The organism is Kitasatospora hibisci (genome assembly GCF_043950205.1).
Classification (GTDB): domain Bacteria; phylum Actinomycetota; class Actinomycetes; order Streptomycetales; family Streptomycetaceae; genus Kitasatospora; species Kitasatospora hibisci.
In genome coordinates, this window is record NZ_CP171642.1 from 3,680,065 (window position 1) to 3,694,533 (window position 14,469).

Here is a 14,469-nt window from a genome sequence, read left to right on the forward strand (position 1 = left end):
GTGCTTCGAAAAGAACCCTTGACAACTCGCCGGTAGCTTTGCGCGGGCGCGGCGCTATCCGGCCCGCCGGTGCGAGCGCTCGCCCCGGGCTCCGCGCACCGCGCCGCCCCGGGCCCGCTTCTCGTCGTACATCCGCTCGTCGGCGGTGTGCAGCACCTCTTCGATGCTCATCCCGCAGCCCGCCCAGCCGATGCCGAGACTGACGCCGACCCGCATCGCCCGGCCGTCTATCCGCATCGGCGGGATGATCGCGTTGCGCAGCCGGTGGGCGAGGTCCTTGGCCTCCTCCCGCCCGATGCCGTCGGCCAGCACCACGAACTCGTCGCCGCCGAGCCGGGCCACCGTGTCGCCGTCCCGGACGGCCTGGCTGAGCCGGCGGGCCACCTCGACCAGGACGGCGTCGCCCGCGTTGTGGCCGAACCGGTCGTTGATCGACTTGAACCCGTCCAGGTCACAAAAAATGACGGCGAGGCCCTTGTCGGCGGGTGCGGCCCCGCCCGAGCGGAAGGGGCCGGACCAGACGTCGCCGCCGGCGGAGTGGTCGGCCGGGACCACCGCGTGGACGTGCTCGCCGTAGCCGAGCGGGGCGTCGGGCGCGGCCTGCGGTGGGTAGCCCTCGGCGCCGTAGTGGTGCACCGGCTCGGCGCGCAGCTCCGCACCGTCCGGGCCGTCGAACCCTGCGTAGGGGTCGGCCTGGTAGCCGCCGTACGGCTGCGGGTAGGCGCCGTCGCCGGGCCCGGAGACGGCGCCCGCGGTCTGCGGCTCCGGACAGAGCCGCCGGGCCAGCCTGGCCTTCAGCTCGGCGCTGTTCGGGAGGCCGGTCAGCGCGTCGTGGCTGGCCCGGTGGGCGAGCTGCAGCTCGTGCCGCTTGCGGTCCTCGATGTCCTCGACGTGGGTGAGCAGGAAGCTCGGCCCCTCCGCCGCGTCGGCGACGATCGAGTTGCGCAGGCAGACCCACTGGTAGCCGCCGTCGCGCCGGGACAGGCGCAGTTCGGCCCGGCCGCTCTCGGCGCTGGTGCGCTCCAGCAGGGCGCGGTCGTCGGGGTGGACGAGGTCGGCGAAGCTCTGCTGGCGCAGCACCGCCCGCGGGCGGCCGAGCAGCCGGCAGAGCGCGTCGTTGACCCTCGTCAGCTGGCCGCGCCCGGCGCCGTGCAGTTCGGTGATGGCCATCCCGCTGGGCGCGTACTCGAAGGCCTGGCGGAAGCTCTCCTCGCTGGCCCGCAGCGCCTGCTGCTCCTTCTCCAGGCGGGCCAGCGCACGCTGCATCTCGGCCCGCAGCCGGGCGTTGCCGATCGCGATCGAGGCCTGCAGCGAGAACATCTCCAGCGCCTCGCGGGTCCAGGCCCCGGGCCGTTTGCCGCTGCGCGGGCGGTCCACCGAGAGGACGCCGAGCAGGTCGCCGCCGGCGCTGTACATCGGGGCGAGCAGGCCGTCGGCGGGGTGCCAGTCGTTGGCGTAGACGGGCATCGAACCGTCACCGATCCAGCGCGGGATGTCGCTGGCCACGGCCCAGCCGCGGTCGTAGGGGAGGAAGCGGAGCGTGCCCCAGTGGTCGCTGACACCGAGCAGCCGGTCCCAGGACTCGCGCGAGCCGACCTGCCCGAGCAGTACGGAGGGGCCGCCCATGGCGCTCTCCTCCAGCTCCCAGACGGCCGCCACCACCAGGTCGCCGTCCGGCCGGACCAGGCTCACCGCGGCGGCGTCGAATCCGAGCCCGTGCACCGCACCCTCGACGACGGCCTGCAGCGTGCCCGCCAGGCTGCGGGCAGCGTTGAGGTCCGCCACGACCCGGTGCAAGGTGCGGAGGGTCGCGAGACGGACGTAGGGCTCCGACTCGGCTTCCATGCGGGGGCTCCCCGGCTGCTTCGGATAGTTCTTGAATGGTTATCGTCCGATTGCCAGAAGAACTGAATCACAGGGAGCACAGCGTTCGGCACGCTCGGTCAGCAATAGGTCATCACTTGTGACTTAAATCACACGAGACTTATGCGCCTTTATTCAGCTCATCCGCCCCAGAGCGGGACATAAGGCTTTATCGGACCATTTCCGATGGTCGGCCGCATTGGTCACGCACTGAAGCCGCCAGGGGGCCGGCAGGCCCCCTGCCTTCACTCCTGGGGGTGAGCACGGCGGGGAACCGCAACTTCTGCGCCCCTGGTCCTACGACCACGGTCCGATGCCGTTCACGGCCGGCGCCGACTACCGTGCGGTACGTGTACTCGTCCCCGCAGCCGGAAGCTGCCACCCAAGCCACGCCCGATGAGTTCCGGGCGGCACTCTCCCAGCTCGCTTCGGGCGTGAGCCTGGTGACCGTCCACGACCCGGACGACGGCGAGGACGTCGGCATGACCGCGACGTCGTTCCTGTCCGTGTCACTGGAGCCGCCGCTGGTGCTGATCTCGGTCCGCGAGGACTCCCGGATGGACGAGGTGCTCTCCCGCGCCGAGACCTGGGCGGTCTCGCTGCTCTCCGAGGAGCAGAAGGCGCTCGGCTCGCGGTTCGCCATGAAGGGCCGGCTCAGCGACCGGCTGCTGTTCGCCGACGCGCCGCACCACCGCGGCCCGTTCAGCGGGGCGCCGCTGATCGACGGCGCGCTCGCCACCGTCGAGTGCCGCACCGAGCAGCGGATACCCGCCGGTGACCACACCCTGCTGCTGGGCCGCGTCCTGGAGGCCGTGGTGCCCGAGCCGGGCGGCCGCCCGCTCCTCTACTTCCGCGGCGGCTACCGGCAGCTCGGCTGAGCCGCCCGCCGGTGCGGCCGGCGGCTACTCGCCGCGCGGCGACCGCCGCCCCTGCTTGAGCTCGGAGCGGTGCCGCTTGTTGGACAGCCGCCGCTCGACCATGCCGCGGCTGGGCTTCGTCGCCCTGCGGGCCTTCGGCGGCGGCGCGGTGGCCTCACCCAGCAGTGACGCCAGCCGGGCCGCGGCGACCTCGCGGTTGCGCCACTGCGAGCGGTGCTCGGAGGCGCGCACCACCAGCACCCGGCCGTCGACCAGCCGTCCGGCCAGCCGCTCCAGGGCGCGCTGTTTCCACACTTCGGGCAGCGCCTCGGAGGCCGCCAGGTCGTAGCGCAGCTCGACCTGGGTGTCGGAGGTGTTGACGTGCTGGCCGCCGGGGCCGGAGGAACGGGAGAAGCGCCAGACGAGCTCGGCGTCGGGGACGACCACCGACCCCCGTACGCGGATGGGCTCGGGCATGCGTCCATCATCGCGCGCCCCGGTGGCGACGGTCACCCGGTTTATCCCCGGCGCCCGAAGCCCCGACAATGGCCTGTGTGATCGAGCTCGGCTACTCCCTCTCCAACCGCTTCCCCGACCCCCCGCAGACGGACTACCGGACCGCCTCGGTCCAGGCGCTGCGGTACGACCTCTTCTGCGGCGACGTCTACCTGGAATCCGACGGCGCCGAGGTGTCCACGGCCTGGGGATGGGTGCCGGTCCTCGACTTCGCCTGGGCGCTGTGCGACATCGCCGAGCAGCTCGACCGGGATCCGGACGGCAGCCGCTCCGCCCGGGTGCAGACCGCCGACCTCGACTTCACCCAGAACACCGAGCTGCTGCGGTTCGCCCGCCGCTTCAACTGGGTCGAGGTCAGCGCCACCTGGCTGCCGGACGAGGAGCCGGTCGTGGTCCGCCACAGCGACCTGCGGCGCGAGGCCCGCGACTTCCTCCAGGACACCCTGGCCGATCTCTTCGACATGCACCCCGACCTCGCCGACAATCCCAACGTCTGGTCGCTGCAGGGGCGCTTCCGGAGAATCTGACCCGCCGTCGAGCGGTCGTTGCCCGATCCGGCCGCGACCCCGAGAATCTGCCGGGGAGCGTGGAACCAAGCCCACGCTCTCCCGCGTTATCCCGGGCACAAGCAACGAAGGGACAGCACACACCATGCCAGTGAGCCTCTCCAAGGGTGGCAACGTCTCGCTGACCAAGGAGGCCCCCGGCCTGTCCTCGGTCACCGTCGGCCTCGGCTGGGACGTCCGCACCACGACCGGTGCCGAGTTCGACCTCGACGCCAGCGCGATCGTGCTGAACGCGGACGGCAAGGTGCTGTCCAACGGCCACTTCGTCTTCTTCAACAACACCAGCACCCCGGACAACACCGTCGTCCACACCGGCGACAACCGCACCGGCGAGGGTGCCGGCGACGACGAGGCGATCAACGTCAACCTGGCCGGCCTGCCTGCCGAGGCCGTCAAGATCACCTTCCCGGTCTCGATCTACGACGCCGTGGCCCGGTCGCAGAACTTCGGCCAGGTCCGCAACGCCTACATCCGCGTGGTCAACGCGGCCGGCGGCGCCGAGATCGCCCGTTACGACCTCTCCGAGGACGCCGCCACCGAGACCGCCATGATCTTCGGCGAGCTCTACCGCAACGGCGCCGAGTGGAAGTTCCGCGCCGTCGGCCAGGGCTACGCCTCCGGCCTCGCGGGCATCGCCCAGGACTTCGGCGTCCAGCTCTGACGTCCGGCTCGGACAGACGTCCGGCGCGGCTCCACCGCGCGAAGCGCCCGGCCCCCCTCCGTCAGGGGCCGGGCGCTTCGCCGTTCCCGGCCGTCCCCGCAAGCAGCTCGGGGCGGGGAGCCGGCCGGCTCCCCGCCCCGAGGGCTGCAGGTGAGGGATCAGCGCGAGGCGCGCAGCTCCGGGAGCTGGATCAGCTCGGTCTCGTCATCGGGCGTCAGGTCGACCACCTCCGGGGCGGTCTCCTCCGTCGCCCGGGACGGGGCCCCGGCCGGCGCCCCGTCCCGGTCCCCGCTCTTCGCACGGTCCTGCGCGGCGACCGCCTCGTCCCCGACCACGTCCGCCGGATCGGCGAGCTCGGCGACGCTGCCGACGGCCGGCTCCGGGGCCGCAGGCCGGGCGACCGCGCCGGAGGTGCGCCCGAAGAAGCTGAAGTTGCGGCCGGCACCGGGCTGCGCCGGACGCAGCCGCTGCCGCTCCACCGAGGCCACGGGCACGGCCGGCGGGCCGCCCAGCTGACCGACCGTCGCCGTCAGCGCCGGCCGGACCGGGGCCGCGGGGGCCGTCGCTGCGGGCTTGGCCGCCGGCACGGGCACCGCGGGAGCCGTGGGGGCCGGAGCCACCGCGGCCGGGGCCGGGGCCGGAGCCGGGGTCCGGGCCCCGGGGGCGAGGGCCACCTGGGCGGGAGCGACCGGAGCGGGAGCAACCCGAGCGGGCACCGCCGCGGGCGCCGTCGTGGCCGCCGGAACGGGCGCCGTACGGGCGCGCAGGGCGAGCTCCGCCCCGGCCGCGCGTTCGCGCTGCTCGTGCGCCGCCGCGGCCCGCCGCTCCAACTGCCGCAGCACGGACGCGGCACGCACGAACGCGGCCGGGCTCGCAGCGTACTTGGGGCGGCTCGCCACGAGCGCCCGCTGGGCCGCCTCGGACTCCCTGAGCGCCTGCTCGGCGACCATCACGGCACGCTCGCGCAGCAGCCGGGCGATCTCCGTCTCGGCCTTCGCCAGCCGCGACTTCTCCGCCGTCAGCCGGCGCCCGAAACGGGTCGCCCGCTCCTCCGCGACCTCCGCCGCGTACTCGGCCTCGGCGAGCTGCTCCTCGAAGCGCTCCTCGGCCCGCAGCCGCTGGGCGACGGAGACCTCGGCGGCCGCCCGGGCGGCCCGGTCGCGCTGGCGCAGCAGCACCGCGATCCCGAGCGCGGCGAGCACCGCCGCGACACCCATCGAGCGCACCAGGATGGTGTCCTGACTGAACAGCAGCGCGGCCACCGCGGCGACGATGAGCACGCCGGCCGCAGTGGGGGGAAGGACCCGGCCGAGGAAGGAGGAATGACGGTGGCGTCCGCGAGACATGCCAAGAAACTAGCGTGCGAATTGGGGCCGTGTCAGCCCAGGGTCGGCTTTGGCCCTTGACACCGCTGGAGCCGTACCGCACGTGTCCGAGCCCTCACCCGTGATCACGCCCGAGCCCGCCGGCCGGCGCGGGTGGCGCGCGCTCAGCGGTGGGTGGCCGCCGGCCCGCCCGGGTCGTCGTGGTTCTCCGGCAGCTTGCAGACGTGCTGCAGCCAGAGCGCCGCCGCGATCACCGCGGCGCCGGCCAGCACCGCGAAGCCGGCCGTGACGGCCTGGTCCTTGCGGGCCGGCACGTCGAGCTCGCCGAGCAGGTAGATCCCCGCGCCGGCGTAGATGCCGGTGACCACCGCCGCGACCAGCGCACTCGCCTGCCCCAGCACCACCGCACGGGCCGCACCGATCGGGTCGACCCGCTTGGCGCCGGGCTGCCGCTCGCGCGCCGCCTTCAGCCGGGAGCGCAGCGAGATCGCCGTGGCGAGCAGGATCACCGCCACCGCCGCCAGCACCACCGGCGCCGCGCCGGGAACGGCGGGCAGCGTGTCCAGGGAGGCCCACAACTTGGCGCCGGCCCAGGACAGCGCCGTCGTCGCGGCGGTGATGCCGATCAGCAGGCGGAGGCGAAGCAGCTTCACTCGGACGTGGTCCTTCCGGGTACCAGGGTCGCGCGGCCGGGTCCCGCTCCCCGGCCCGGCGGGCGGGAGGCGCCCCGGTCCGGCGGCGGGCGGGGGTCGGGTACGACGGCGCCAGGCCACCGTACCGGGCCGGCCCCGACGGGCACCCTCGTGCGGGCCGGACATCTACTCGTACGGCCGGGCCCCCGCCCGAGTTCCCGGGCCCGCACCACTCCCGGACTCCGGTCACCCCGGGCGGGCCCCGGCCGTGCGGTCCTACTCCGGCAGCGTCAGCCGGATGTCGTCTCGCCGGCGGACGCCCTGGGCGTCCGCGCCGCCGAGCTCGTCCAGCAGCGCGCCGACCCGACCGTGACCGGGCAGCTCGGCCTCCGGCTGGGCGTCCAGCCAGGGGGCGAGCACGAACGCCCGCTCGTGCGAGCGCGGGTGCGGCAGCAGCAGCTGCGGGTCGTCGCTGGTGACGCCCTCGTAGGCGAGGATGTCGACGTCCAGGGTGCGCGGTCCCCAGCGGACGGTGCGGACGCGGCCGAACGCGTCCTCGATCGCATTGCCTCGCTCCAGCAGGTCGTGCGGGGGCAGCGAGGTCCGCAGCACCACCACCGCGTTGTAGTAGTTGGGCTGCTCGTCCGGGCCGCCGACGGCCTCGGTCTCGTACACGGCGGACACGGCCTTGATCCGGAGCCCGGGGGTGTCGGCCAGGGCGTCCACGGCACCCTGGAGGGTGTCCAGGCGGTTGCCGAGGTTGGAGCCGAGGGCGATCACCGCGCAGCGCTGGCCGTGCAGCGTGGTGTCGGCCGAGTCCACCCGGCGCTCCAGGTCGAACGTGCTCGGCGAGGCGGTCGGGTCGCTGGTGCTCATCGGGCGTCCTCTACAGCAGGAAGGCGGGCTTGGCGGCGGGAACGGGGCGCACGGCAGCGGTCATGCGCGGCCCCGGTGGATGGTCACGGTCACGTCGTCGAACGGCACGGTGATCGGGGCGTCCGGCTTGTGCACGGTCACCTCGACCTCCTCCACCGCCGCGTGCTTCAGGCACTGGTCGGCGATGCGCTGCGCCAGGGTCTCGATCAGGTCCACCGGCTCGCCGGCGATGATCGCGGTGACCTCCTCGGCCACGATGCCGTAGTGCGCCGTGCGGGTGAGGTCGTCGCCGGACGCGGCGGGGCGGGTGTCCAGGTACAGCACGAGGTCCACCACGAAGGTCTGGCCCTCGACGCGCTCACGCTCGAAGACGCCGTGGTGGCCCCGGGCACGCAGACCCCGCAGGGTGACGCGGTCCAGCAAACGAATCACTGCTCCCAGTCGGACGGGCCCCGCCCCGGACGATGCGGGCAGGCAGGGCGAAGGCGGGCATCGCGCCCGCCACTCCGTCTCGAATCTACCTGCGAGCGCGGACAACGCCTGACCGTCCTACCCGGCACGAACCGTCGCCACGCGCGCCGGAACGGCGATTGACGTGAACGTTCGGTGACCGTCCGGAAATTCCCGGGCGACCGCCGGGAACCCGTTTCCCGACGGAGCCCGGATCAGTCCTCGCCCTCCTCGTCTCCGCTGGTCAGCACCGGTGACCCGTGGTGGGACCAGAGCTTCCAGCCGGCCGGCGTCCGGCGGAAGAGATTGGTCGAGACGACCCGTCCGCCGACCAGCGGGCCGAGCTCGCCCTCCTCCTCCGCCTCACCACCGGAAAGGATGTTCTCCGTGCACGTGACAAGAGCCACATCGCCGTGCACCTCGGCCTCGACGTCGGTCAGGATGAACTGGATGTACTCGGTGTTCGCCATGATCAGCATGTACGAGCGGGTCACCTGGGCCCGTCCGCGCAAGACCGGCCAGCCGGGGTGCACACACACCACCCCGCCCTTGTCGTCGGCGTCGGCGGCCCCCAGCCAGGCGTCCTCCACCGCCTCCTGATCGCCGTTCTCAAGCGCCTCGTAGAGCGCCCGGTTGGCCTCCAGGACGGCCTCCACGTCCGCCTCCCGGGCCCGTTGCCCCGCGGTCTCTCCGCCCAACCTGCCGTCACCTGCCACAGACCCTCCCGTCTCACCCCTCCGTGCCCGCCGTCGGGCCGGAGGGTTCCTACCGGGCCGCGCGCTGCCAGGCCGCGACCACCCGCACGGCGTCCGCCGTGCCCGCCACGTCGTGCACCCGCACCGCCCAGGCCCCCGCCCGTGCCGACAGCACCGACACCGCGGCGGTCGCGTCGTCGCGCTCCCGCGCCGGACGCAGCTCCCCGGTTTCCGGGTCGGCGAGCAGCGTACCCAGGAACCGCTTGCGCGATGCGGCGACGAGGACGGGACGGCCGAGCCCGGTGATCGCGTCCAGCCTGCCCAGCAGGGCCCAGTTGTGCGCGGGGGTCTTGGCGAAGCCCAGACCCGGGTCCAGGATCAGCTGCTCCTCCTTGACGCCGGCCGCCAGCAGGGCGTCCACCCGGGCGGTCAGCTCGGCGACCACGTCGGTGACCACGTCGTCGTAGACGGCCAGCCGGTCCATGTCGGCGGACTGCCCGCGCCAGTGCATCACCACGAAGGGGACGCCGGTCTCGGCCACCACCCGGGCCATCGCCGGGTCGGCCAGCCCGCCGGAGACGTCGTTGACGATCCGGGCGCCGGCCGCCACCGCCTGCTCGGCGACCGAGGCGCGCATGGTGTCGACCGAGACCACCACCCCGGCGTCGGCGAGCTCCCGGACCACCGGGAGCACCCGGCCCAGCTCCTCCTCCTCGGGCACCCGCGCCGAGCCGGGGCGGGTGGACTCGCCGCCGACGTCCACCAGGTCCGCGCCACGGGCCCGCAGTGCCAGGCCGTGCGCGATGGCGCGAGCCGGGTCGTGCCACATCCCGCCGTCCGAGAAGGAGTCGGGGGTCACGTTGACGACGCCCATCACGGCGCAGCGGTCGAGCCGCGGCAGCCCGGCCGGCGGGGAGAAGGACAGCGAATCGCTCATAAACCCCATTATCGAACCGGACCCCGGTCGGAGGAGTTCCGACCGGGGTCCAGTGCATGGCCGAGGGGCGCACGGCCGTGGCGGCGCGCGCCGGTCAGGCGGCCTCGGTGACCTCCGGGCGCGGGGCCGGCATCAGGCCCTCGCGCTGCGGCTTGCGGCCGAAGCGCGGCATCCCGAGCGTGATGAAGGCCTCGGCCTGCATCGCGGCGAAGCCGATCCGGGGCAGGTCCCGGGTGTTCGGGAAGACCAGGAAGCGCGGCTCCCACTGCGGCTGGAACTTCGCGTTGAACTTGTAGAGCGACTCGATCTGGAACCAGCGCGAGAGGAAGACCAGGAGCCCGCGCCAGGCGCGCAGCACCGGGCCCGCACCGATCCGCTCGCCACGCGCCAGCGCGGAGCGGAACATCGCGAAGTTGAGCGACACCCGGCGGATGCCCATCGCCGGCACCGCCTGCAGCGCGGCCACGATCAGCAGCTCGTTCAGGCCCGGGTCGGCGGCGCGGTCGCGGCGCATCAGCTCCAGCGAGATGCCGTCCGCCCCCCAGGGAACGAAGTGCAGCACGGCCTTCAGGTCGTCGCCCTCCTCCCCCTCCTCCGGGGCCTTGTGCGCGGTGACCACGACGCAGGCGTCGTCCAGCGGGTCGCCGAAGCGGCCCAGCGCCATCGAGAAGCCGCGCTCGGTGTCGGTGCCGCGCCAGCGGGCGGCCGCGTCGGCGATCCGGTACTTCTCCTCCAGGGTCAGCTCGGAGACCCGGCGCACCCGGCAGGAGTAGCCGTTGCGCTCGATCCGCTTGACCATCTGGCGGACGTTGCGCATCGCCCGGCCGGAGAGCGAGAAGCTCTCGGTGTCGACGATCGCCTCGTCGCCCAGCTCCAGCGCGTCCAGGCCCGCCTCACGGGTCCAGACCTCGCCGCCGACCTCGCTGCAGCCCATCACGGCCGGCACCCAGGCGTGCTCGCGGGCCTCGGCCATGAAGGTCTTGATCGCACCGGGCCAGGCCTCGACGTCACCCACCGGGTCACCGGACGCCAGCATCACGCCGGAGACCACGCGGTAGGAGATCGCGGCCTTGCCCGAGGGGGAGAACAGCACGCTCTTGTCGCGGCGCAGCGCGAAGTAGCCGAGCGAGTCCCGCTCACCGTGGCGGTCGAGCAGGCCGCGGACCTTCTCCTCGTCCTCGGCGGTCAGCTCCGGCTTGGGCTTCTCCGGACGGAGCGCCAGGTACGCGGTGGTGAGCGCGGTGATCAGGCCCATCCCGCCGAGCAGGTAGGCGACCAGGTCGGAGACCCGGTCCGAGGTGTAGCCGAGCGGTCCTTCGAAGCCGAACAACCCGTAGCCGACGTGCTCCAGCCGGTGCAGCAGACCCGGGTCGCCGAGCTCGTACTTGGTCCGGGTGGAGACGACCAGCAGGCCGAGCAGCAGGCTGACGGTGCCCATCACGACCAGGTTGACGAGCGCCCGCCAGCGGGTGCGCGGGTCGGCCTTGGCGTAGAACTCGCGCCGGTGCACGAGCATCACCACGAAGAGCGCCAGCGAGACGAGCGCCGGGCCGATCTGGTGCCAGCGCAGGACGTGCAGCGCCACGCCGATCGGCAGCAGCACGCAGACCGCCTGCCAGGCGCGCCGCTTGCGGCGGCGCAGGGCGTGGGCGAGCAGCACCAGCAGCAGGCCGACCATCAGGGTCCCGGCTGCGGCCAGGGTGGTGGTGCCGCCGGGGAGCTGCCCGGTGAAGTCGTGCACCTTGGTGTGCCGGAGCTTGGGGGACACCGCGCTGGCGATGTCCACCAGACCGATCAGCAGACAGGCGTAACCGACCGCTCCGGGCAGCCAGGCCCTCGGTACGGCGGCCGCTTGGGTACGAAGCGTCTGCAGGCCGCGGCGGCGCGGCGGCTGCTCGGGGCTCGGCTCAACGGACACGGGAACGCTCATGGAAGCTCAGCGTAGAGGCTGCGGTGCGCAGTCCTGCCACTCCGGGGGAGGAGTTGTGAGGGACCTTCATGCCTTTTCCTTCATCAGGCAATGCGCACACCAAGGAACGGGAAACGGTCGGTAAACCGGCCCCGGGTGGGCGCTGCGATTGAGCCGTGGGTGGGAGCCGAAGCCCCGTGCCGCGTGGCGCGACGAGCCCCTGCGTACGCGGTACGTACGGTGGACGCCGCATTCTAGGGCGCCGGTTGCGCCGACCCCTTCCTCGCCCTCCCGCCCCGCCCCGGCGCCCGGACAGCCTAGCCGCGATGGCCGATTCTGACGGACCGCCAGACGATGAAGCCTGCACCGACAGTGTCCCACCGGAAGGCCGACGGCATGGAACTGACCAGCGACGCGCTGGTGAACTCGCTGCTCGCACTCGGCGCGGCGGCGTTGCTCGCGACGCTCTGGCTCTGGCCGCGGCTGGCCCGCCAGCGCCCCCTGCCGGTGCTCGGCCGGATCGGACTCCTGACGGTGACCCAGGTCTCGGCACTGGCCGTGCTCGCGCTGTCGGTCAACAACTCCTTCGGCTTCTACACCTCGTGGGACGACCTGTTCAGCCCCGGCGGCGCCAAGCTGGCCCTCACCAGCAACGAGAACCACCACGGCGGGACCCCGGTCTCCGACGCGCTGATCCAGCCGACCGACGAGGCCGGCCTGGAGAGCATCACCGACCTGCCGAAGGGCCCCCCGGAGGAGGTCGGCAGGATCGAATCGGTCCGGGTCACGGGGAAGGAGACCGGCCTCTCCGACCAGATGTTCGTCTACCTGCCGCCGGAGTACTTCGACCCCAAGCTCTCCATGGTCCGCTTCCCCGTGCTGCTGGCACTCTCCGGCTACCCCGGCACCACCCAGCACCTGGTGAAGGAACTGGCCCTGCCGCAGACCGCCTGGGAGCTGCGCAAGGCCGGGAAGCTGACGCCCTCGATCATCGTGATGGCCCGCCCGGCCGTCGTCTCGCCGCGCAACACCGAGTGCGTGGACGTCCCCGGCGGGCCGCGCACCGAGACCTGGTTCGCCAAGGACGTCCCCGACGCGCTGCGCGCGACCTACCGGACCAGCCGCTCCCCCTCCTCCTGGGGCGTGCTCGGCTACTCCACCGGCGGCAGCTGCGCCCTTCGGCTCGCGATGCGCTTTCCCGACGTCTTCGGCAACGGGACGGGCATGCACGGCGACTTCAAGGTGGTCGAGGACCAGTTCACCGGTGCCAGCCTCTTCGGCGGCGACCGGGCGCTGGCCGACCAGAGCGACCTCTCGTGGCGGCTGCAGAACCTCCCCGCGCCGGACCTCTCGCTGATGGTGATCAGCACGCGCAAGGAGACCGACTACCCCGAGACGGTGAAGTTCGTCGACCTCGCCGAGAAGGTGGCCGCGACCAACCCGCAGTTCAAGGTCGAGTCGCTGTACCTGGACGACGGGGGCCACAATTTCGACAGCTGGGTGCGCGAGCTGCCCGCCGCCCTGGAGTGGATGAGCGCCCGGCTCACCTGGAACTGAGCGGCGGCACGACGGCCGGCCGGGCCGCCGGGCGGGTGATTACCGGCCGGTCGGCGGGCCGCCCGCGCACCGGGGGGAACGTATCGCGGCCGCGGCCGAACGGCCGCACCGCCCCGGACCCGAGCAGGAGGCCCCATGCTCAGCACCCGATCGCTCTTCGACGAGATCTACCGGAACGACGAGGCCTACCAGCTGTTCTGCAGCATCGCGGCCGGCGGGGAGGACCAGGGCGGCTGGGAGAACGAGCGGATCACCGCGCTCACCCGGGACCCGGTGCTCGCCCCCAAGATCGCCCGGCACGGCGCCGACGAGCGCAAGCACGGCCGGATCTTCACCCAGCTGCTCCACAAGCGCTCCCTGCCCAAGGTGGCGGTCCCCGCCGAGGCCGACTACTGCATGCTGCTGGAGCGCCAGGGGGTCGGCCTCTCCCACGAGCGGCTCAACAGCGAGGTGCCGCTGACCGAGCGCGAGATCATCACCTATTTGGCGCACAGCCGGGTCACCGAGCAGCGCGCGGCCGAGCAGATGCGCCAGCTGGTCAAGGTCTACGGCGACAACCCGGACCTCGGCCGGGCGATGCGGATGATCTCCGCCGACGAGGACAACCACCTCGCCTACTGCCACGAGGAACTGCTCCGCTTCATCGCCGAGGGCCACGGCCCCTACATCCGGCACGTCCTGGAGACCAGCGCCCGGGGCGAGATCCGCACCCACCGGGACGTCGGCCTCGCCGTGACCTCCCGGATGGCCCGGATCCTCCGGTGGCCTCGCTGGCAGCTGGCCGTGGTCACGGCCGGCGTCCACGCGCTCTACCTCTACGACCTGGCCTTCGGCTGGCGGCGGATGGTGAAGCTGCGGATGCCCGAGCGCCGCAACGCCCTGGGCACCCCGGCCCCGCCGCACAGCGAGCACGAGCTGCTCTGAGCAGCCGGGCGCCGAGCAGCGGAGGCGCCCGGCGCCCCGTCCGGCAGGGTCACGGCAGCCCGGCCCCGGGGACCGGGCGGCTCAGCGCCCGATGATGAGGCTCATCGCCTCGGCCCGGGTGGCCGGGTCGCGCAGCTGGCCGCGCACGCAGGAGGTGATGGTCTTGGCGCCCGGCTTGCGGATGCCCCGCATCGACATGCACATGTGCTCGCACTCGACCACGACGATCGCCCCGCGCGGCTCCAGGATCCGCATCAGCGCGTCCGCGACCTGGCTGGTCAGCCGCTCCTGGACCTGCGGGCGCCGGGCGTAGACGTCGACCAGCCGGGCCAGCTTGGACAGGCCGGTGATCTTCCCACTGGTGGAGGGGATGTAGCCGACGTGCGCGACGCCGCGGAAGGGCACCAGGTGGTGCTCGCAGACGGACGTCAGCTCGATGTCCTTGACCAGCACCATCTCGTCGTGGCCGAGGTCGAAGGTGGTGGTGAGGACGTCCTCCGGCTCCTGCCACAGGCCCGCGAATATCTCCTTGTACGCCCGCGCGACCCGGGCGGGCGTCTCCAGCAGGCCCTCGCGGTCCGGGTCCTCCCCCACGGCGAGCAGCAGCTCGCGAATGGCGTTCTCGGCCCGCTTCTGGTCGAAGGTCCCGACGGCGGGCGGACCGTCGAGCGTCACCGGGTCGATCATGCGGGCCTCGCTTA

Annotated in this window: 15 protein-coding genes; 5 read left to right on the top strand and 10 right to left on the bottom strand. The window is 73.1% G+C overall.

Annotated features, from left to right (window positions below; translation table 11 throughout):
* Positions 1 to 54 precede the first annotated feature (54 nt).
* Positions 55 to 1,845, bottom strand: a complete 1,791-nt coding sequence (locus ACF9IK_RS15650; protein ID WP_395294817.1) for a GGDEF domain-containing protein — start codon at positions 1,843 to 1,845, stop codon at positions 55 to 57.
* A 368-nt stretch (positions 1,846 to 2,213) separates the two neighbouring features.
* Between ACF9IK_RS15650 and ACF9IK_RS15655 the strand changes: the two genes are divergently transcribed.
* Entirely contained in the window at positions 2,214 to 2,741 is a 528-nt protein-coding gene (locus ACF9IK_RS15655; protein ID WP_395294818.1) for a flavin reductase family protein, read from the top strand.
* A 24-nt stretch (positions 2,742 to 2,765) separates the two neighbouring features.
* On the opposite strand, the gene arfB is transcribed toward ACF9IK_RS15655, so the two are convergent.
* Positions 2,766 to 3,197, bottom strand: coding sequence for an alternative ribosome rescue aminoacyl-tRNA hydrolase ArfB (arfB, locus tag ACF9IK_RS15660; RefSeq protein WP_395294819.1), 432 nt, complete (start codon positions 3,195 to 3,197; stop codon positions 2,766 to 2,768).
* 68 nt (positions 3,198 to 3,265) lie between these two features.
* On the opposite strand from arfB, the gene ACF9IK_RS15665 reads away from it, so the two are divergent.
* Positions 3,266 to 3,763 carry a hypothetical protein gene (locus tag ACF9IK_RS15665; RefSeq protein WP_255751988.1) on the top strand — a complete coding sequence of 166 codons (498 nt, stop codon included), beginning with the start codon at positions 3,266 to 3,268 and terminating at the stop codon, positions 3,761 to 3,763.
* A gap of 124 nt (positions 3,764 to 3,887) precedes the next feature.
* Positions 3,888 to 4,463 carry a TerD family protein gene (locus tag ACF9IK_RS15670; RefSeq protein WP_395294820.1) on the top strand — a complete coding sequence of 192 codons (576 nt, stop codon included), beginning with the start codon at positions 3,888 to 3,890 and terminating at the stop codon, positions 4,461 to 4,463.
* 158 nt (positions 4,464 to 4,621) lie between these two features.
* Here the strand turns inward: ACF9IK_RS15670 and ACF9IK_RS15675 are convergent, their stop codons facing one another.
* The 7 genes from ACF9IK_RS15675 to ACF9IK_RS15705 form a co-directional block, all read right to left on the bottom strand.
* Positions 4,622 to 5,809, bottom strand: coding sequence for a hypothetical protein (locus ACF9IK_RS15675; RefSeq protein ID WP_395294821.1), 1,188 nt, complete (start codon positions 5,807 to 5,809; stop codon positions 4,622 to 4,624).
* A 143-nt stretch (positions 5,810 to 5,952) separates the two neighbouring features.
* Positions 5,953 to 6,441, bottom strand: a complete 489-nt coding sequence (locus ACF9IK_RS15680; protein ID WP_395294822.1) for a DUF3180 domain-containing protein — start codon at positions 6,439 to 6,441, stop codon at positions 5,953 to 5,955.
* Positions 6,442 to 6,696: 255 nt separating this feature from the next.
* The gene (gene folK / locus ACF9IK_RS15685; protein WP_395294823.1) at positions 6,697 to 7,296 is read right to left on the bottom strand and encodes a 2-amino-4-hydroxy-6-hydroxymethyldihydropteridine diphosphokinase; all 600 of its coding nucleotides are present in this window, start codon (positions 7,294 to 7,296) and stop codon (positions 6,697 to 6,699) included.
* A gap of 60 nt (positions 7,297 to 7,356) precedes the next feature.
* Positions 7,357 to 7,716, bottom strand: coding sequence for a dihydroneopterin aldolase (folB, locus tag ACF9IK_RS15690; RefSeq protein WP_313767910.1), 360 nt, complete (start codon positions 7,714 to 7,716; stop codon positions 7,357 to 7,359).
* A gap of 245 nt (positions 7,717 to 7,961) precedes the next feature.
* Positions 7,962 to 8,444: a nuclear transport factor 2 family protein gene (locus ACF9IK_RS15695; protein ID WP_395294824.1), complete on the bottom strand. Its 483-nt coding sequence runs from the start codon at positions 8,442 to 8,444 to the stop codon at positions 7,962 to 7,964.
* Between the two features lie 67 nt (positions 8,445 to 8,511).
* Positions 8,512 to 9,378, bottom strand: a complete 867-nt coding sequence (folP, locus tag ACF9IK_RS15700) for a dihydropteroate synthase (protein WP_395294825.1) — start codon at positions 9,376 to 9,378, stop codon at positions 8,512 to 8,514.
* 94 nt (positions 9,379 to 9,472) lie between these two features.
* Positions 9,473 to 11,308, bottom strand: coding sequence for a phosphatidylglycerol lysyltransferase domain-containing protein (locus ACF9IK_RS15705; protein ID WP_395294826.1), 1,836 nt, complete (start codon positions 11,306 to 11,308; stop codon positions 9,473 to 9,475).
* A 375-nt stretch (positions 11,309 to 11,683) separates the two neighbouring features.
* Here ACF9IK_RS15705 and ACF9IK_RS15710 point away from each other — a divergent pair, with 375 nt between their 5' ends.
* Both ACF9IK_RS15710 and ACF9IK_RS15715 read left to right on the top strand, forming a co-directional pair.
* Positions 11,684 to 12,844 (top strand): alpha/beta hydrolase, encoded by a 1,161-nt coding sequence (locus tag ACF9IK_RS15710; RefSeq protein WP_395294827.1) that lies wholly within the window; start codon positions 11,684 to 11,686, stop codon positions 12,842 to 12,844.
* A gap of 135 nt (positions 12,845 to 12,979) precedes the next feature.
* On the top strand, positions 12,980 to 13,768 hold the full coding sequence (locus ACF9IK_RS15715) for a ferritin-like domain-containing protein (RefSeq protein ID WP_395294828.1): 789 nt from the start codon (positions 12,980 to 12,982) through the stop codon (positions 13,766 to 13,768).
* A gap of 81 nt (positions 13,769 to 13,849) precedes the next feature.
* On the opposite strand, the gene folE is transcribed toward ACF9IK_RS15715, so the two are convergent.
* Positions 13,850 to 14,455, bottom strand: a complete 606-nt coding sequence (gene folE / locus ACF9IK_RS15720) for a GTP cyclohydrolase I FolE (RefSeq protein WP_030309924.1) — start codon at positions 14,453 to 14,455, stop codon at positions 13,850 to 13,852.
* Positions 14,456 to 14,469 lie beyond the last annotated feature (14 nt).